This is a genomic window from Lysinibacillus halotolerans (assembly GCF_003711845.1).
Taxonomy (GTDB): domain Bacteria; phylum Bacillota; class Bacilli; order Bacillales_A; family Planococcaceae; genus Ureibacillus; species Ureibacillus halotolerans.
Genome location: NZ_RHLQ01000024.1, coordinates 1 through 19,317 on the forward strand (window position 1 = coordinate 1; position 19,317 = coordinate 19,317).

The 19,317-nt window shown below is 36.2% G+C and carries 16 protein-coding genes; 3 read left to right on the forward strand and 13 right to left on the reverse strand.

Features of this window, described 5'->3' with window-relative positions; genetic code table 11:
* Positions 1-493: 493 nt before the first annotated feature.
* Positions 494-1,993, reverse strand: coding sequence for a lysine--tRNA ligase (gene lysS, locus EC501_RS10530; protein ID WP_174232682.1), 1,500 nt, complete (start codon positions 1,991-1,993; stop codon positions 494-496).
* A 394-nt stretch (positions 1,994-2,387) separates the two neighbouring features.
* Between lysS and EC501_RS10535 the strand changes: the two genes are divergently transcribed.
* A complete protein-coding gene (locus EC501_RS10535; protein WP_122972257.1) occupies positions 2,388-2,867 on the forward strand; it encodes a DinB family protein in 480 nt (159 codons plus the stop codon).
* A gap of 163 nt (positions 2,868-3,030) precedes the next feature.
* Here the strand turns inward: EC501_RS10535 and dusB are convergent, their stop codons facing one another.
* The 8 genes from dusB to EC501_RS10575 form a co-directional block, all read right to left on the reverse strand.
* Positions 3,031-4,044 carry a tRNA dihydrouridine synthase DusB gene (gene dusB, locus EC501_RS10540; RefSeq protein WP_277749718.1) on the reverse strand — a complete coding sequence of 338 codons (1,014 nt, stop codon included), beginning with the start codon at positions 4,042-4,044 and terminating at the stop codon, positions 3,031-3,033.
* 91 nt (positions 4,045-4,135) lie between these two features.
* Entirely contained in the window at positions 4,136-4,666 is a 531-nt protein-coding gene (gene folK, locus EC501_RS10545) for a 2-amino-4-hydroxy-6-hydroxymethyldihydropteridine diphosphokinase (protein WP_122972258.1), read from the reverse strand.
* A complete protein-coding gene (folB, locus tag EC501_RS10550) occupies positions 4,659-5,030 on the reverse strand; it encodes a dihydroneopterin aldolase (protein WP_122972259.1) in 372 nt (123 codons plus the stop codon). Before folB ends, folK begins: the two co-directional genes overlap by 8 nt.
* A 20-nt stretch (positions 5,031-5,050) precedes the next feature.
* The gene (gene folP / locus EC501_RS10555; protein WP_122972260.1) at positions 5,051-5,914 is read right to left on the reverse strand and encodes a dihydropteroate synthase; all 864 of its coding nucleotides are present in this window, start codon (positions 5,912-5,914) and stop codon (positions 5,051-5,053) included.
* Positions 5,915-6,092: 178 nt separating this feature from the next.
* Positions 6,093-7,022 carry a cysteine synthase A gene (gene cysK, locus EC501_RS10560; protein ID WP_122972261.1) on the reverse strand — a complete coding sequence of 310 codons (930 nt, stop codon included), beginning with the start codon at positions 7,020-7,022 and terminating at the stop codon, positions 6,093-6,095.
* 121 nt (positions 7,023-7,143) lie between these two features.
* A complete protein-coding gene (locus EC501_RS10565) occupies positions 7,144-8,100 on the reverse strand; it encodes a peptidyl-prolyl cis-trans isomerase (protein ID WP_122972262.1) in 957 nt (318 codons plus the stop codon).
* The gene (gene hslO / locus EC501_RS10570; RefSeq protein ID WP_122972263.1) at positions 8,084-8,965 is read right to left on the reverse strand and encodes an Hsp33 family molecular chaperone HslO; all 882 of its coding nucleotides are present in this window, start codon (positions 8,963-8,965) and stop codon (positions 8,084-8,086) included. Before hslO ends, EC501_RS10565 begins: the two co-directional genes overlap by 17 nt.
* 18 nt (positions 8,966-8,983) lie before the next feature.
* Positions 8,984-9,751, reverse strand: coding sequence for a type III pantothenate kinase (locus EC501_RS10575; protein ID WP_122972264.1), 768 nt, complete (start codon positions 9,749-9,751; stop codon positions 8,984-8,986).
* 212 nt (positions 9,752-9,963) lie between these two features.
* On the opposite strand from EC501_RS10575, the gene EC501_RS10580 reads away from it, so the two are divergent.
* Entirely contained in the window at positions 9,964-11,940 is a 1,977-nt protein-coding gene (locus EC501_RS10580) for a methyl-accepting chemotaxis protein (RefSeq protein ID WP_122972265.1), read from the forward strand.
* A gap of 156 nt (positions 11,941-12,096) precedes the next feature.
* Here the strand turns inward: EC501_RS10580 and ftsH are convergent, their stop codons facing one another.
* The 4 genes from ftsH to EC501_RS10600 all read right to left on the reverse strand — a co-directional run bounded on the left by ftsH (position 12,097) and on the right by EC501_RS10600 (position 18,841).
* Positions 12,097-14,157: an ATP-dependent zinc metalloprotease FtsH gene (gene ftsH / locus EC501_RS10585; protein ID WP_122972266.1), complete on the reverse strand. Its 2,061-nt coding sequence runs from the start codon at positions 14,155-14,157 to the stop codon at positions 12,097-12,099.
* A gap of 131 nt (positions 14,158-14,288) precedes the next feature.
* Complete coding sequence (gene hpt, locus EC501_RS10590; RefSeq protein ID WP_122972267.1) at positions 14,289-14,831, reverse strand: hypoxanthine phosphoribosyltransferase; 543 nt, start codon at positions 14,829-14,831, stop codon at positions 14,289-14,291.
* Between the two features lie 177 nt (positions 14,832-15,008).
* A complete protein-coding gene (tilS, locus tag EC501_RS10595) occupies positions 15,009-16,412 on the reverse strand; it encodes a tRNA lysidine(34) synthetase TilS (RefSeq protein ID WP_122972268.1) in 1,404 nt (467 codons plus the stop codon).
* A gap of 35 nt (positions 16,413-16,447) precedes the next feature.
* Complete coding sequence (locus EC501_RS10600; RefSeq protein WP_122972269.1) at positions 16,448-18,841, reverse strand: SpoIIE family protein phosphatase; 2,394 nt, start codon at positions 18,839-18,841, stop codon at positions 16,448-16,450.
* A gap of 237 nt (positions 18,842-19,078) precedes the next feature.
* Between EC501_RS10600 and EC501_RS10605 the strand changes: the two genes are divergently transcribed.
* Positions 19,079-19,261, forward strand: a complete 183-nt coding sequence (locus EC501_RS10605) for a hypothetical protein (protein ID WP_122972270.1) — start codon at positions 19,079-19,081, stop codon at positions 19,259-19,261.
* Positions 19,262-19,317 lie beyond the last annotated feature (56 nt).

A 19,317-nucleotide genomic window follows, 5' to 3' on the forward strand; every position in this document is an offset into this window, starting at 1 on the left:
AAGAAAATTTGATAAAGCTCTAAATTTACACTGGCATCATAATGATGTCCAAAATTTTGTTTCAACTGTTAAGTTGAAACTGTATTTCATTAACGTTTTGTTGTTCAGTTTTCAAGGTTCACGTTTCGTCGCCGTTTCAATGACAACTTTTATATTATATCAACCAACATTATATTAGTCAACATATTTTTAAAAAAGTTTTTTGCCGATACGAAATAGCAACTTTTAAATACTATCACTTTCAATTCTAGTTGTCAATAACAAATTAGAAAGCATTATCATTTTATTCACCGCTTTTAGCGACGTATAATACTTTAACATCATTTCTTTTTGAATGCAAGTGTTTTTTTAAAATATTAATAGAAAAACGAAAAAAGTTGAATATAACTTATTATATCCGCTTTTTACTCTCTTAAACCATACGATTGAATTATATCGTCATAATAAAAAGCGAGGGATAATCACTCCCTCGCTCCTTTGCTAAAACTAATTATTAATCACGGTGACGCATAGTTGGGAATAATAATACATCACGAATCGATTGTGCATTTGTTAATAGCATAATTAAACGGTCAATACCGATACCTAACCCACCTGTTGGCGGCATACCGTATTCTAATGCTTCAATGAAATCATTATCCATTTCATGAGCTTCATCGTTACCAGCTGCTTTTTCAGCAAGCTGTGCTTCAAAACGCTCACGTTGGTCAATCGGATCATTTAATTCTGTAAATGCATTTGCATGCTCACGACGTACAATGAATAATTCGAAACGGTCTGTAAAACGTGGGTCTTCCGGATTTTTCTTTGCAAGTGGTGAGATTTCAACCGGGTGACCAAATACAAATGTTGGCTGTACTAAAGTTTCTTCTACTTTTTGTTCAAAGAATTCATTAATAATATGACCCACTTCATGAGCTTCTTTAATTTCAACGCCATGCTCTTTCGCTAAGCTTTGTGCTTCCTCTTTCGTCATTGGCTGCCAGAAGTCTACACCTGTTGCCTCTTTTACTGCATCAACCATGTGTACTCGTTTCCAACCTGGCGCAAGATTAATTTGATCTTCGCCATATTGAACAGTTGTTGTACCGAGAACTTCTTGTGCAACATGTGAAATTAAGTTTTCAGTTAATGCCATAATGTCTCGATAATCCGCATACGCTTCGTACAACTCAATCATCGTAAACTCTGGATTGTGTCGAGTTGAAATACCTTCATTACGGAATACACGTCCAATTTCATAAACTTTTTCAAGACCACCAACAATTAAACGTTTTAAGTGAAGTTCAATTGCGATACGCATATAAAGTTCCATATCTAATGCGTTATGGTGCGTAATAAATGGACGAGCTGCTGCCCCACCTGCAATAGAATGTAACATCGGTGTTTCAACTTCTAAATAACCATGGTTATCTAAGTAATTACGAATAGCACGAATGATTTTTGAACGAGTAATAAATGTTTGTTTACTATCTGCATTCGTCATTAAGTCTAGATAACGTTGACGATAACGTTGTTCAACGTCTTGTAGACCATGGAATTTTTCTGGCATTGGACGAAGAGATTTAGTTAGGAACGTAAATTCTTCTGCCTTAACAGAAAGTTCTCCAACATTCGTTACGAATAAATTACCACGAACACCGACAATATCTCCTAAATCGGCAGTATTAAATAATTCATACGCTTCATCACCGACACGATCTTTACGTACATAGATTTGAATTTGACCACCTAAATCTTGAATATGAGCAAAACCAGCTTTTCCTTTTCCGCGTTTTGTCATAATACGACCAGCAATTGTCACTTCTTGTGGCGACTCTTCTAATTGCTCTTTCGTAAGTTCTCCAAATTGTTCACGAATCTCTGAAGATAAATGCGTACGTTCAAATCGACTACCGAATGGATCCATTCCATTTTCACGAATATTCGTCATCTTTTGGCGTCTCACCAAAAGTTGGTCGTTTAAATCTTCAATGTTTGACACGTTTATCACTCCTTATTTTCCTTTATTCAGTATAACACCAGCTATTACGGCATGGTAACTTGGACATTTCCTTGCTCAGTTCATTTTAATAAAACTGAAGATAAAGCTTCGACGGATATCATTCTGTAACAAAACAAAATTAGTTTATATGTTTTGCTTTCACAATGACAACAGACAACCGAATATAGCGGTATTACTTCAATTAAAAACAATTATATCCATGTATAATTCATTTTCCGCCGTTAGCGATCATTTAATCCATAATGTACCTATTGTACACAATTTCTTCGTTCTATTCACCTCTTTCGATTGAAAATGTTACGAGTTTTGTTTTTTCAAGATTGATTATTACATATTTCATCCTTAGACATGCTAAAATTTCTGATAAAAGGAGGGATTTAGTATGTATCGTAATATAAACGATTTTATTCAAGAATGGGAGCGCAATAGCTCAGGTACATTAGCTATTTTTGAATCTATTACAGAAGAAAAAAAGCATTTCTCAATTGTAGAAGGTCATAGTTCTCTCGAATGGTTAAGCTGGCACTTAACTACTGCACCAGCATATTTTATGGGGCAAATCGGTATAGCACTTAATGTGGAATTAAATCCAAAGAATACTCCAGATAAATTGAGCGAAATCATGAATACGTATCGTTCAGTAAGTGAAAACATCATTCAAATTGCAAAAGAACAATTATCTGACGAAGCACTTCTTAATGAAGTAAATAGCCACGGCCAACTAACGCCAATCGGAGCAATTCTTCGTATGATGGTCGATCATCAAACCCATCACCGTGCACAAATGCAAGTACTCCTTCGACAAGCGGGACTACCTGTTCCTGGCGTCATGGGTCCAACAAAAGAACAATTAGCAAAATAAACAAAAAGAGGCTGGGACATAACTCGAATTTTTGAGGAAATCTAAAAGTCGGGCATTAACTTTCTGATTTAAAACTTCGATTACGCCTTTATACCGCAAAAAAATGTTAGACCATTTACAATTTTGGTCTAACATTTTTCTTTTGTCCCAGCCTCTTTTCCTTTTAAATAGCTTCCGCCTGTTGTCGCTCTTCTAATTCATCGACTACACCATTAAGTAACGCCCGAAGTTCCTGAGCTGTTTCTACTTGATTAATAGCATTTCGAACTTTTCCGTTTCCACGAATACCTTTTAAGTACCAGGATGCATGTTTACGCATTTCACGTACTGCCACACCTTCACCCTTTAGTTGCATTAAACGTTCAAAATGAAGTAAGCAAACATCCATTTTTTCACGTACAGATGGTTCGGGTTTTAATTCCCCTGTTTCAAGGTATTGTACAGTTCGGTAAATCATCCACGGATTACCTAAAGCAGCACGGCCAATCATGACTGCATCAACACCCGTTTCATCTAACATACGTTTTGCATCTTGAGGTGTTTCCACATCCCCGTTACCAATGAATGGGATATGAATGTTTTTCTTTACCTCTTTAATAATATCCCAATTAGCACGACCCTCGTACATTTGTACACGTGTACGGCCATGCATCGCAATGGCAGATGCACCGGCACGTTCAGCTGCTTGAGCGTTTTCCACAGCAAAAATATGCTCATCATCCCAACCAATACGCATTTTTACACTTACAGGTTTATCTACTGCATCAACTACCGCTGAAACCATTTCATAAATTTTATTAGGATCTAATAGCCATTTCGCCCCTGCTTCACATTTAATAATTTTGTTTACAGGGCACCCCATGTTGATATCAATTATATCTGCATTCGTATTTTTATCTACATATTTTGCTGCTTCTACTAACGTTTCTTTATCTCCACCGAAAATTTGTAATGAAAGTGGGTTTTCACGTTCATCAATATAAAGCATATCTAATGTTTTTTTATTGCGTTGTACAAGACCTTTATCGCTAATCATCTCTGCATATACTAAGCCGGCACCGAATTCTTTTACTGTTAAACGAAAAGCAGAGTTACAAACGCCTGCCATCGGTGCTAAAACAACACGGTTATCCATAACTATATTACCGATTTGAAACGGCTTATTTTGTGTAGTCAATGGGGACTCCTCCTCTTATATTAAAAACCCTTTATATTGAACGATTTGAATCTTCATCGTTTCATTTTAAATTAAGTAAGATTTAATACTCCTACCTAGAATCTTCCGCTATCAAAAATTCTTCCACATTGTTAATATGCTTCCACTTAAGAATGCCTTCCTTTTGCAAATCCATACTTTCAACACTCGTTTCTACTAATTGAAGCTTGTCAGTCAAAGGATATTGAAGGATTTCACGGAGAGGAACTAAAACGAAAGCTCGTTCATACATTCTAGGGTGAGGAACAATTAAATTCTCAACTTCAATATTCTCGTTATTAAACAGCAAAATGTCAAGGTCAATGATTCGTGGACCCCATCGAATTTCTCGTACTCTTCCTAATTCATTTTCAATCGATTGGCATACTTCTAGCGTTTCATAAGCAGAAAGGGATGTTTGAATCAATACCGCAATATTTAAAAATGATGGCTGATCAATATAACCTATGGGAGCCGTTTCGTAAATGGAAGAAATCGCTTTTACCGTGATATTCTTTTTGCCTTGTAGCATTTTTATAGCTTGCTTTAAATTTTGTTCCCGATCTCCGATATTCGTTCCAATAGATAAATAAACGTTATTCATAAAAACGCCCTCTTACAATTTCAACTGCTACTTCCTTATAGTGACCTGGGATAGGCGGATCTGGTTTTATAACTTCCACCTTGCAGCCGAATACTTGTCCTTCATATATTGATAAAATCGTCGTTGCAATTTTTTCCGCAACGGCTTCAATTAGCTTATATGGCGTGCCTTCAATAATTTCTTTACATATATCATAAACACCCACGTAACTTACGGTATCATTCAATTCATCGGTTAGACCTGCTTGTTGAATATCTACTGCCAACGAAACAGATGCACGAAAACGTTGACCTAACTTCGTTTCTTCTGGTAATACACCGTGGTATCCAAAAAACTGCATTTCTCTTAAATGTATATAATCCATCTTCATTCTCCTTAAAGCGGTTAGTGTCTTTTAGGTAGTTCTTCACTTATCGTAAATTTCCCCATTAAGGCATCTATCATTTTTACAGTCCGGGCCACTTCTTTAACATCATGAACACGCACTATATGACAACCTTTCATCACTCCATAAGCACATGTTGCTGCGGTTCCTTCTACCCGTTCCTCTAATGGTAAATTCAATATTGTACCAATCATTCGTTTTCGAGAAGTTGCAAGTAATACAGGGTAGCCCAACTCAACTAGCTCGTCTAAACGTTGCATCGTTTCAATACTTTGCTGCAAGTTTTTCACGAATCCTATACCTGGATCTAATATAATATGTTCATCAGGAACACCTGCATTTTTTGTAATGGCTATACTTTCTTTTAAGTCGTTTAAATAGTCTTCAAAATAATCGTTATACTGTTCCTCTTTACGGTTATGCATTAAAATAATCGGAACATGCAGCTCCGCAGCAACTTTTGCCATTTCCGGATCTGCCTTCGCACCCCAAATGTCATTAATTATGTGGGCTCCTGCCTCAATTGCTGCACGGGCAACAGCTGATTTATATGTATCAATCGAAATAATAGCAGGTACTTCTTTCAATAACGCTTTTATAATAGGTACAACCCGCTCAATTTCCTCTTCATCGGATATTCGAGTATAACCAGGACGAGTCGATTCCCCACCTACATCAATAATCTTCGCGCCATTTGTGACCATTTCTTTTGCATGTTGAACGGCAGCTTCAATCGAGTTATACTTTCCTCCATCTGAAAAAGAGTCGGGGGTCACATTTAAAATCCCCATTACAACGGTTTCTTTTGTATAGTCAAGCTCTATATTATTAAATACTAATGGTTTTGGATATTTAGAAAGCATCTAAACCCCTCTTTCACTTCAATCTATGTAAATCACTTTATTTACTCGTTCAAAATAGCTAAGTTTGTTTCTCTTTTTATCATATCATTTTACTTTATATTTCTTCATTCGTCTAAATATTAAAGAAATATAAAAAGGCATCACCCTTTAGAGGTAATGCCAAAATTAATTATTAATATTAGTCTTCAAAATTGTAAAGAGCTGTAGATAGGTAACGTTCACCGTTGGATGGGACGATCGCTAAAACGTTAGAACCTTTACCAAGGCGTTTCGCTGTTTCAATTGCAGCATAAATTGCAGCACCTGAAGAAATACCTACTAGAATACCTTCTTCACGACCTGTTTTACGAGCTACTTCAAAAGCAGTTTCGTTATCTACAGGGAAGATAGAAGTGTAAACTTCTGTATTTAATACTTCTGGTACAAAGCCGGCACCGATACCTTGGATTTTGTGGGAACCAGGGTTACCGCCAGATAATACTGGAGAATCCTTTGGTTCAACTGCGATAATTTCGATATCAGGATACTTCTCTTTTAATACTTCACCAGCACCAGTAATTGTACCTCCAGTACCAACACCAGCTACAAACGCATCTAATTTTAACCCGTCAAATGCTTCTACAATTTCTGGGCCTGTAGTTAAACGGTGTACTTCAGCATTAGCAGGATTGTTAAATTGTTGTGGTAAGAAGTAACCATTTTCTTTTGCTAAACTTTCTGCTTTTGCAATAGCACCTTTCATACCTTCTGGTCCAGGTGTTAATACTAATTCAGCTCCATATGCACGAAGTAATTTACGACGTTCAATACTCATTGTCTCTGGCATTACTAAAATTGCACGGTAACCTTTTGCAGCTGCGACCATAGCTAAACCAATACCTGTATTACCAGAAGTCGGTTCAATAATTGTACCACCTGGTTTTAAAGTGCCGTCTTTTTCAGCAGCTTCGATCATTGCTAGGGCGATACGATCTTTTACTGAACTTCCCGGATTAAAAAATTCTAATTTAACGTATACATTACCTTCATTTTCATTTGTTGCATGGTTTAATTTAACGATTGGTGTGCGGCCGACTAATTCAGCAACTGAATTTGCCAATTTACTCATAATTGTCATCCCTCTCCTTAATACCTACTATTTTTATAGGTTTTACCTATTTAGTATATTACCAACTTCCTATCCTTTATGTCAATAGATTGGAACTAAATATTGAGAATATTTTACACTTTTAAGATGACGCTTCTCCATAAAACCAAGTTGCATCAAATTCTTTCCAAAAGGCCTCTGGTGTAATAGTTGACGGTAATTGTTCTAAGGCTAACACCCGTTCAATTTGACCTTTCACTTCTTCATAAGCAAAGGATTTTCCATCATTTACTTCCTTCACATGCACAATACCATAGCGGCCATCATTCATGACAAAAGGTTCACTTGTTTCGTCTGAGTCTAATTTTTCCACCGCTTCTTGGATACTTTTATCTATATTCGTTTGTGTTGTCGTAATGAATCCGATATCGCCACCTAAACTAGCTGAAGTTGTATCAAGGGAACGTTCTCGAGCAAGAACGGAGAAATCTGACCCCTCTTCCAATTCCTTTTGAACACTTTTAGCATCTTCTTCGGATTCTACAACGATAATGCTCGTCCTGTATGTAGTAGGGATGTTATATAATGATTGATTCTCTTTATAATATTCTTCTATTTGTTGCTCATCGATTACAACATCCTTTGTCAGTACTTTCTCAAGTATTAATTGAGCACGGACCTCTTGTCGTAACTCTTTGTCCGTTAATTCTTGTATCGCTGTATCCGTCTTATCCTGAGCAGAGCGCATCAACGCAATTTCTAAATCTATTTCTTCATCGGTAACTTTAATATCATATTCCTTCGCAGCTTTCTCCATGACAGCCCCATTAACGAGTGTTTGTAATGTTTCTTTTCCGTATCGACTCTCCATAGCTGCCATCCACTGTTGACGGGTTATTTTTTCCCCATCAATGGTAGCGACTACTTCGTCGCCACCATTTTCATTATTTCCATCTGGCCATAGCCAAAGAATAAACCAAAAAATATTACCAATAAATAGTATAGCTAATAAAGTTAATACCGGTTTTGTTTTTAAACGTCTTTGAGAAAGAGGTATTTGGTTCGTTGGCTTATTTACATTATTATTGTTTGATTTCATTGATAAAACCTTCAAGCTCTTGTTGATTGTAGTGGTATTTTTCTAAGCAGAAATGACATTGCGCTTCTGCACCACCGTCTTCATCTATCATTTCTTGAATTTCTTGCACACCTAAACTAATAATAGCCGCACCAAATCGCTCTTTCGAACATTGACATTTAAATTGAACAGGAGTTTTATCTAATATTTGCACATTGTTTTCCCCAAGTACTACCTCTAGTATTTTTTCAGGAGTTAATCCTTTTTCGATCATCTTAGAAACCGGTTCAATATTATTTAAATGCTGTTCGATTTGTGAAATTGTTTCTTCATCACAGCCAGGCATTAATTGAATAATAAAACCACCAGATGCTAGTACCGTATTATCAGGGTTCACTAAAACCCCTAATCCTACTGAAGAGGGTACTTGCTCAGAAACAGCAAAATAATAAGTGAAATCTTCGGCAATTTCCCCGGAAACAATTGGTGTTTGACCGGAGAACATGTCCCGTAACCCTAAATCTTTTACAACGGTAAGCGATCCTTCTGTTCCTACACCACGACGAACGTCTAGTTTACCAACGTCATTTAATTCGAAATGAACTTGAGGGTTCGTGACAAAACCACGTACTTCTCCCTTCGCATTAGAATCAATTATCATTGGACCGATTGGACCATTTCCTTCTATTTTTACTGTTAGCTTATCTTCACCCTTTAACATAGCCCCCATCATCACTGCTGCTGTCATGGATCGACCAAGTGCTGCCGTCGTCGTTGGCCATGTATTATGTCGGCGTTGAGCTTCCCCTACTGTTTCTGTAGTTCTAGCTGCAAAGGCTCGTACCTTCCCATTAAAACCTAAAGCCCTTACTAAGTAATCACTCATGTTGTCATTCCTCATTTCTTATTGATTTCTTTTATAAATAACATGCAACCCTTTTAACGTTAAAAATGGGTCTACGACATCGATTATCTTTGTTTCGTTTGAGATCAATTTCGCCAAACTTCCCGTTGCAATAACAAGGGGCTCCTCTTTACACTGTTCTTTCATTCGACCGACAATTCCTTCTACTTGTCCAACAAACCCATAAAGAACACCTGATTGCATTGCGGAAATGGTATTCTTTCCAATAATATTTGAAGGACGCGATATTTCAATACGCGGTAGCTTCGAAGCCTTTGTAAAAAGGGATTCAGTAGAAATGGCAATACCAGGAGCAATTGCCCCTCCCATATAGTCACCTTTTTCATTAATGTAACAATACGTAATGGCAGTACCGAAATCTATAACAATTAACGGCTGACCTCCATATTCATTTAAAGCTGCTACCGCATTGACAATACGGTCCGCTCCTACTTCTTTAGGATTGTCATACTTAATATTTAACCCTGTCTTCACGCCAGGACCAACGACATAAGGTTTAATGTGGAAATACTTTCGGCACATTTCCTCCAATACATACATGATTGGAGGAACTACAGAAGAAATAATAATTCCTTCAATTTGTTCAAATTCAATCCCGACATGCGCGAAAAAGGACTTTATTTGCATTGCATACTCATCTTCGGTTTTATGGCGATCCGTCTCCATTCTCCAATGATAAGTTAGTTTATCCTTTACATATATCCCTAATGCAATATTAGAGTTTCCTACATTTAGCACTAGAATCATTTCTTCACACCCAATTCAAGTCCATTTGAAAAAATCATATCACATTACTGGCTAAATTAAACAGTGATAGCAATTAAATCTATTCGATAAATATTCACGAGCATAGGAATATTGTTATAACAATTCTATAGTCATTTCGATACATAAAATTAACAATTCAACTCAATATTTTGTGATACTATGTAGGAAAATACTATATTAAAGGAGTTTCTATGGGTAAGGTAAAATTACATAGCTTAAAAAGTAAATTAATCGTCGTTTTCTTAACACTTTCGGTGATCCCTTTAATTATCGCAACAACTACAATCTTCGCTTCAACGAATAATGGATTTAGCAAAGTGACAGAAAACCAGCAAGACAAAATGATACATATTGTACAAACAGAATTAAACAACATATCCGAAAACTTATTAAAAATTACGGAGATGTATTCTCAAAATGATGAGATTATAACAACCTTCGAAAATGGTGATCGGGAACAATTATTAAGTTCTGTGAAAGATGTCTACTCCCGTCTATCAGCAGAACATCAATTATCTGTTTTTGAATTTGGAGATCCTACTGGAACTGTCATGTTACGTGCCCATAACCCAGAGAAGTATGGTGATGATAAAAGTGATTTAGCAGCGATTCAACAAGCTTTAAAGGGCGAATCCGTAGCAGGATTTGAATTTGGTAATAGCGGATTATCCGTTCGCGCCTTTACTCCTATTATTTCAAATAACGAAGTCATTGGCACTTTACAAACAGGTGTGGACGGTCAATTTATTAAGGATTTAAGCGAAATGTTACAGGGGGTTACAATTAGTTTATACGATATGGAAGGACTTATCGTTCAATCTTCCGATGAGTCAAAACTTAACACTAAAATGAAAAGTAATCTCCTAACATCGGTGAAAGAAGGTGAACTATCTTCCTACCAAAATGAAGAAATAATAGAATCCATTTTGCCAATTTATGATCCTACAGGAAATGAAATCATTGCAGCGATCGGTATTGAGCAAGATATATCTATTCTTCAAGAATCAAAACAAAATATCTTTTTATTCGCAGTCATTTTAATCGCCATTACCATCATTATTGTTTTCGTTATCTCATTCTTTATGAGTAAAAGAATTTCACAGCCTGTTGTAGAAGTTGCCAATGTCATGAATGAGCTTTCTCAAGGTAACTTACAATTGAATATAAAAGAAAGCTCACAAAAAGGGGAAATAGGTCTACTTACTAATGCAACGAAAACGATGCAAGAAAACCTGCACGAAGCAATTGGAAAAGTTGCAAAGGCAGCAACAAGCGTCAATCAAAAAAGCGATGTTTTAAAACAATTATCGACTACAATACAAGTTGGTTCGGAACAAATCTCTTCCACTATGCAGGAATTGGCATCTGGAACTGAAGGTGAAGCCCAAAACATTGCAGATCTAGCGTCGAATATTAGTAACTTCACAGAAAGTATTGAAAAGACAAATGAAAAGGGCGAGCAAGTTCATAAAGATTCTTTAAAGGTACTTGAATTAACAAACGAAGGTACTAAATTAATGCAATTATCGAACGCGCAGATGAATAATATTAATCAAATTATGCAAGATGCCGTTGGAAAAATGGGGCATTTAGAAAGTCAAACAAAAGAAATCGAAAAGTTAGTTTTAATCATTGAACAAATCGCAAACCAAACGAATCTTCTAGCGTTAAATGCAGCGATTGAAGCCGCAAGAGCCGGTGAACATGGGAAAGGATTTGCCGTTGTCGCTGATGAAGTAAAGAAACTAGCAGAACAAGTATCTTTATCCGTAACAGACATTACGCAAATCGTTTCAAATATTCATAATGAAACAGCAATGGTTGAAACATCATTAAAAGACGGATATTCAGAAGTACGTCTTGGCACAACACAAATTCATGCAACAAGTGAAACGTTTACGCAAATTAGCCATTCAGTTTCCAATATGGTAAATAACGTAGAAGAAATAATCGTTTATCTATCAGAAAATGTTTCCCGGGCAAAATCAATGAGTGAAGCAACGGAAGAAATGGCCGCTATGTCAGAAGAATCGGCAGCAGCAATTGAAGAAACAGCTGCTACTTCGAATGAGTTTACTCGTTCCATTGACGAAGTATCGAAAAATACAGCCGAGTTGGATACACTGGCCATCGAGTTAAAACAATTAGTAGATCGATTTAAAATTTAATATTTGCAAAACGAAAAAGTACCATTCAGCTTTCAATCTGAATGGTACTTTTTATGATTTTTTTAGACGAGAAAGCAATGTATAAAAAACTGAATGAGCAGCAACCTAGCTACCCATCCAGTTATACATCATTTTCCTTTCGGAAACGTACATATATTATTTATTACGATCTTCTTGAATACCATCAGCTGGTTTAGAAGAACTATCTTCCTTTGGTAAATCTGAAACTGTCGGATCTGTCGTTTCACCAACAATTTGTTTTTCTAACGAAGTTGAACCTGATGTTTCAACTGCTGCTTCTGTAGTACCAGCTTCATCAGTAGAAACAACTTGTGTATCTTCATTCGTTGCATTTTCATTATCTACGTTAGAATAACTTTTACGCTCCGGTAAAGTTCCGTGATCTCGTAAGTGCTCGATTTGTTGAGCATCTAAAGTTTCTACTTCGAGTAATGTCTCTGCAATTAAAGTTAATAAATCGCGTTTTTCCGTTAGAATTTGTTTTGTACGTTCATATTGCTCAACAATAATGGATTGCATTTCTTTATCAATTTCGTAAGCAATAGAGTCTGAATAATTTTGTTCAGAATTAAAGTCACGACCTAAGAATACATTTCCACCTTGGCTTGAGCCAAACTGCATCGGTCCTAGTTTATCACTCATACCATATTCTGTAACCATAGAACGAGCAATACCTGTAGCACGTTGGAAGTCATTATGTGCCCCTGTCGATACTTCCCCGAAAGTAATATCTTCTGCAACACGACCACCAAGTAGTCCAGCAATTTTATCTAAAAGCTCCGGTTTTGTCATAAAGTAACGATCTTCTTTTGGAAGCATTACTGCATAACCACCAGCTTGACCACGAGGTACAATTGTTACTTTATGCACTTTTTCTGCTTGATCAAGAGTTAATCCAACAACTACGTGACCAGCTTCATGGAAGGCAACGATTTTGCGTTCTTTTTCAGAAATGACACGGCTTGATTTAGCAGGACCTGCTATAACGCGGTCAGTAGCTTCATCGATATCAGCCATATCAATTTTCCTCTTATTACGACGAGTTGCAACAAGTGCCGCTTCGTTTAATAAGTTTTCTAAATCGGCTCCTGAAAAACCAGGTGTACGTTGAGCAATCGCTTTAAGATCTACATCATCACGTAATGGTTTGTTACGTGCGTGTACTTTTAAAATCGCTTCACGTCCCTTAACATCTGGACGACCAACCGTAATTTGACGGTCAAAACGTCCTGGACGAAGTAACGCTGGGTCTAAAATATCTGGTCGGTTTGTAGCAGCAATAATGATAATCCCTTCATTTACGCCGAAACCGTCCATTTCAACAAGTAATTGGTTTAACGTTTGTTCACGCTCATCATGACCGCCACCAAGACCAGCTCCACGTTGACGACCAACTGCATCAATTTCATCAATAAAGATAATACATGGTGCATTTTTCTTAGCGTTTTCAAATAAGTCACGAACACGGCTCGCACCGACACCAACGAACATTTCTACAAAGTCAGAACCTGAAATTGAGAAGAAAGGAACGCCAGCCTCACCTGCTACAGCACGGGCAAGTAACGTTTTACCTGTTCCCGGAGGACCAACTAATAATATCCCTTTCGGAATACGCGCACCCATTTCAGTAAATTTACGATGATCCTTTAAGAAATCAACTACTTCCACTAGTTCAGCTTTTTCTTCATCTGCACCAGCAACATCATTGAAGCGTACTTTTTTCTTTTCGGAATCATATAATTTCGCTTTACTTTTACCGAAGTTCATCACTTTATTACCGCCACCTTGAGATTGACTCAATAGGAAGAAGAATAAAATGATAATAATTACGAATGGAATAATCCCGGTAAAGAACTGTACCCAACCACTCGTTTCAGGTGCTGGTAAAAATTTGATATCTGGATCATTTTCAACAGCATCTGTTAATTTTGTCATTAAAGCTTGATTATCTTGTGGAAGATTAACAGTAAATGTTTCACCATCTTTTGCTCCTGTTAAAGATCCTTCTACTACAAGCACTCCTGCATCAGGTTGAATAGTTGCAGATTCAATTTTACCTGTATCCAACGCATTTAAAAACTCATGATAAGTTAATTCTTTAGAAGGTGTATTACCTCCATTAAAAGTACCGAAAATACCGATTATTACGAGAAAAATTAATAAATAAAATATGGTGTATCGAAATATTCGATTCATCCCCAGCCTCCTCACAACATAACAGAAAAACTATAAGTAAAATCTTATCATATCATTATTTCATCATACAACGAAAAGCACCGGTAAAATGCGTTATTTACATTTTTTGTCGAAAATTCTACAAATCTCTATTAGAATGAGTAAACTTCTCTTTTTAAGATACCGATGTATGGTAAGTTACGATATTTTTCTGCGTAATCTAAACCGTATCCAACAACAAATCCATCTGGAACTTCAAAACCAACTATATCCGCTTTCAAGTCCACTTTACGTCCAGATGGTTTATCTAAAAGCGTAACGATTTTTATCGACTTTGCTTTACGATATTTGAATAAATCTACTAAATAGCTTAAAGTTAAGCCGCTATCGATAATATCTTCAATAATAATGACATCACGACCTTCAACACTTGTATTTAAGTCCTTTAAGATTTTTACTTCCCCAGAAGATACCGTCGCATTTCCGTAGCTAGATACATCCATAAAATCCATCTCTACATATGATTCAAAACGCTTCATTAAATCTGTCATAAAAGGCATTGCACCTTTTAAAACACCGATTGCTAACGGGAACTGTTCCTTATACTCTTCTGTTAACTGAGCTCCTAGTTCAGCAATTCTTTCTTGAATTTGTTCTTCTGAAATTATAATTTTTTCAATATCATTTTGAATCATGGGTGGTTCCTCCTTGAATTGTTCAAACACCTAAAGCAATAAAATGATTTATTGCACATTCCTTAATAAAATCTGTTCATCTGTTCAAAACTTTAATCGTTTTTGTTTAACTTTATACCCAAAAATTAATGAAAATCGTTCTATTTAATAATACCTTAATTAAGTAAAAAATCGTTACTATTTTCTTTCAACAATAAGGATAAAATCATCCACGATTTGTTTTCTTGTCGATAGTTTTTTACTAACCCGAACACCAATAACGGCAAGTACCTCATCGTTCGCATCGACAAGTACTGGCCATTGTTCTCGATCTTCCAAAGGTATTTTCTCATCAATAAAGAGTCGAGATAATCTTTTTTGTTGTTCCATACCTTTTAACAAAATACGATCTCCGCTTTTTCTAGTTCTTATATAAAGCGGTGTACTAATCAATTCCGAACTGAAGTAATACGTAGTGGAGTTATTCTCCGGAGTGTGTACTACTTTTGAGGCTTCTCCTATGTATAATCGAATGCCATTTTGCAGTTGGATCCATTGATTCATGACAACTTGTTGAATGTTGTCATTTACATTTATTTTTTCACTTAATTTTTCAAATACAACTTCATCGTATTTACGATTTGCGATAATTTGCTCCGGTAAGTCAACCTTTGCACTACCATCTGTTGATTTGCATAAATTTAAAATAGAGGACGCCATTGTAAGCCCTTGGGTAAAATTAGAATTATTATAAATATAGTTTAATAGTATTAAAATGATTCTTCTTTGTAAAGCAACTGGTTCTTTCTGTAGCAAGGGAACAGATAATGTGTATATCTGATTGTCTTTTTGATTTACAATATGGGGGAAACGCTCTAACGCTAAACGGTTTAATAATTCATCATCTTGCTGTAAAGTTTCAGCAAAGTGGACTGCGTGGGAAGAAACATGCACATTTTCCTTTTTCAATAACGGTACAATATGGTGGCGGAAGCGATTACGAGTATAATCGTCCTTCTCATTGCTTGCATCTTCTCTGTAAGACCCTCCATTCCCTTCTAAATATTCCCTTATTTCTTCTTTTGTAACCGCTAAAAAAGGGCGAATAATTGTTCCAAAGGAAAAATCCCTTTTAGAATAAATTCCCTTCATACTACTTATGTTACCGGATTTAGTTAAAGCCATTAAAATTGATTCCAATTGATCGTCTGCATGGTGTGCGGTTACTAGTTTATTGATTTGATGGGTTTTCATCATCTCTTCAAAAAACGCATAACGCTCTCTACGGCAAATGGTCTGGGAGTTGCCCCCCTCTTCCTGTAGTAATTGTGGAATCGGAATTGCGGTACTAAAAATAGGAATATTATGTTGATGGCAAAACTGTTCTACAAATAATCGATCTTCTGCAGATGTCTCTCCTCTAAGCATATGGTCTACATGGGCAACAAATAATTCAATTTCTAAATTATGTTGAAACTTCTTAAAAAAATGTACTAACCCCATTGAGTCAATGCCACCAGAGCAAGCAATGAGAAGACGGTCTCCTTTTTTTACTAATTGTTGTTCATTTATATATTTTTGTACTTTTAATTCGAACGACACATCTTCTCACCTCTCTATAATCTTACTTAACTGTTTCATGATATTCCTTTACTTAAAGGGCTAAATACAGCCCACTTCGGAACTACATGGGAAACTGAGAACATAATCACCGTACAATCATCATCTACTGGATATAAATTCCCAAACTCCTCCATTACATCATACAAAATAGCTTCAATCGGTATTTCATTTTGAATACGAGATTTTAATAAGTTAACTAAATATTTTTCTTGTTCCTCCCAATCAAACTCACTAGAAAAGACACCGTCCGATACCATCACAACAAAATCATCGGCTAATAAATTGACTTTCTCAGTTTCAATTGAAAACACAGGCATAAATCCAACGGGTGCTGCTGCCCCATCTACCTTTAATAACCTCTCTCCACGTAAAATGTAGGTAGACATACTGCCCGCTTTCCATGACCATAATGCACCCTTTTGTAAGTCCACAAGGGCAAAGTCAATCGTTGCATACATATCGACTTCTCTATTCAAAGACATGACATAATGCAACGTATGCATGGCCGTCTCTGGATTCATATTATAGCTTAAACATTCTCTCATTAAACGGACTAATCGTCTGCTTTCACGCTGCGCCTCCCTACTTTGCCCCATACCATCAGATAACATAACAGCTACAAGTCCAGGGTGAATATGGAAAATGGCATGGGTGTCGCCGGATACCCAAGCAGAATTTTTAGCTCTACTATATATATCATACTCTATTTCATAGCGAACCGCTGAACGAAAACGTATTTGTACGTGGGCAAATGGTACTTTTTGATCTGATATTTTTTCAACTTGAAACGGCTCTGAAAATACATCATATAAAATAGGCAAAATAATTCTCTCACATAGTAAATATTGATCCTCGTGGGTTTTATTTTTATTGGCAAAGGAACAAATAACAACTCGCTCACCAACTGTATTATTTAACACATCAATTTGGAAGCAATGAACTTGTGCTCTTTTTAGTTGGTATTCTAATTCCTCTTCAATTGTTTTGAAAGATAATGTTTCGTCCTTCATATCTTCCATTAATTTATTTAAATGATTGCTTAAATCCCTTAATTGAAGGGCAATCATTTTCTTCCCATGATAAAATTGACCATTCATTTTATCGTTATATAATTGATGATCTAACTCTTCCAACAATTTTGTAGACTTTATACATTTAAGCTTAATTCGCTCTTCTGCCATCATTTGTTCTGATTCTTTTATTCCAGACTTTGCAACGAACCAATCTTCAATCAACGGTTCCATTGAATTGCTCTCTCCCCAGCAGCGATCGTAACGAAAACAGCTCATACAAGTCGCACACGGTTCAATTTTTCGTGCTTCACTTATTGTTTCAGTGGAAGTAAATCGGTCAAATACTAACTCCTTCATAAATAAAACAAAGTTTTGAAAGGACTCTAATTTTTCACTCGTATGTTCAGTGAGCCATTGTTGTCGCTGGAGTAATACTTCATCTCGTTTAGGATGAATCATATCATGTAAAAATGTAAACATACTTTGAGGGAGTGCGAAAAACACAATCCCGACAACCGCAATGGAAACAAAGTAGACCGTATCAAGTGGTAAGGTGGCATCGTAAAAGAAAAAGAATATACTTGGTATTAAACTTCCTATTACAACGCCTATTCGTCCAAGACCACTAAACAAACCTGCTACAACACCGGTCATTGCATAAACCGATATCATTCCAGTAAAGGAGAGCTTCGCTATTCCTACTAGGGCTCCGACGATAGTTGCCACCATGGCTGCAATAGGAACCCCCCCTGCGAAAGCAGCAATACAAATAGCTAAATGTAGTAAAAACGGATACAATCCAAAATAAGAAACGACAACCGATTGAACACCGGTTAAAACCATCGCCAAGATTACAAGGCCAGCTCCTACTCGCTCATAGCTCCAACCAATCGTCCAAAAGCGGTGAGGTTGGACAAAAAAGAGCTTTACAAAAATAGTCATTAAAAAAGCTAAAATAACTTCATAATAAATATAAAGTTGAACAATTAAAGGTGGTATACCAAGGTGGACAACGCCTTGCCAAATAAATTGTCCAAAAAAGATTGCTAACCCAACCGATACACTCGTCGGAAATTTCCAAAATTTAAATCGAGTAATGAGTTCATACAAAACGAGCTGCAATCCTAAAATTAGCGCTTGTCCTAAACTTAACGTAAATGCACCGAGTAAGCCTCCGATTAACACAGTCCATTTTTCATTTTCGTATCGTTGTTTCACAATTGCCCAAAGAGGTAATAAAAACGGAACGGCCGCTTCAAACATTACCGCTCTTGATAGAAACAACGCTAACAAAAAAAAGAAAATATGAATAAAGAAATTTACTTTTTTAATAGAGAAACGCTCCGTTAAATTTTGCCATGAAGATTTTTCATTGATCATTTCAATATTAGCCATTTTTACATCTCCCTTAATTTATAGTGTTAGCGCCTATTATATAAAAGAGATTGTGTAAAATTTGTCTAGTAGTGAAATAATAGAATTAAAATTGTTCGACGTAATCTTTGGTAAGACAACAACTCCAAAATAACTGTCGGAATATTGAACGATCGTAGAGAAACTCTTTCTTTCAAGCGATTACAAGAGTACACTAACATAGGGAAAAGATTGATTGATTTTTTGGAGGCCATTTTTATGTTAAAAAAATTATGGGTGCTTGCTCTTTTATGTTCAACCGGCTCGATTTTAGTCGTTTTAGGTAGCATTCTAAAAGTACACGTTATCCTTCAGCTCGCTATGTTATTATGCGGATTAATCCTTTGTGTTGTAGGGATTTTTGCATTAATAAAATCTTTATTAGACGAAAAAAGTAAATAAACGAAGAGCACCTTTGCTCGTAGCGTCAAATTTACATAACAAAAGTTAAAAATAAA

Excerpts from the sequence above, each read along its gene's own strand:
- hpt (WP_122972267.1), bottom strand. The coding sequence starts at position 14,831 with ATGATTCAAAATGATATTGAAAAAATTATAATTTCAGAAGAACAAATT.
- EC501_RS10565 (WP_122972262.1), bottom strand. The coding sequence starts at position 8,100 with ATGAAATCAAACAATAATAATGTAAATAAGCCAACGAACCAAATACCT.
- folB (WP_122972259.1), bottom strand. The coding sequence starts at position 5,030 with ATGGATTATATACATTTAAGAGAAATGCAGTTTTTTGGATACCACGGT.
- folP (WP_122972260.1), bottom strand. The coding sequence starts at position 5,914 with ATGCTTTCTAAATATCCAAAACCATTAGTATTTAATAATATAGAGCTT.
- EC501_RS10575 (WP_122972264.1), bottom strand. The coding sequence starts at position 9,751 with ATGATTCTAGTGCTAAATGTAGGAAACTCTAATATTGCATTAGGGATA.
- EC501_RS10580 (WP_122972265.1), top strand. The coding sequence starts at position 9,964 with ATGGGTAAGGTAAAATTACATAGCTTAAAAAGTAAATTAATCGTCGTT.
- EC501_RS10605 (WP_122972270.1), top strand. The coding sequence starts at position 19,079 with ATGTTAAAAAAATTATGGGTGCTTGCTCTTTTATGTTCAACCGGCTCG.
- ftsH (WP_122972266.1), bottom strand. The coding sequence starts at position 14,157 with ATGAATCGAATATTTCGATACACCATATTTTATTTATTAATTTTTCTC.
- EC501_RS10600 (WP_122972269.1), bottom strand. The coding sequence starts at position 18,841 with ATGGCTAATATTGAAATGATCAATGAAAAATCTTCATGGCAAAATTTA.
- cysK (WP_122972261.1), bottom strand. The coding sequence starts at position 7,022 with ATGAGTAAATTGGCAAATTCAGTTGCTGAATTAGTCGGCCGCACACCA.
- EC501_RS10535 (WP_122972257.1), top strand. The coding sequence starts at position 2,388 with ATGTATCGTAATATAAACGATTTTATTCAAGAATGGGAGCGCAATAGC.
- folK (WP_122972258.1), bottom strand. The coding sequence starts at position 4,666 with ATGAATAACGTTTATTTATCTATTGGAACGAATATCGGAGATCGGGAA.
- hslO (WP_122972263.1), bottom strand. The coding sequence starts at position 8,965 with ATGAGTGATTACTTAGTAAGGGCTTTAGGTTTTAATGGGAAGGTACGA.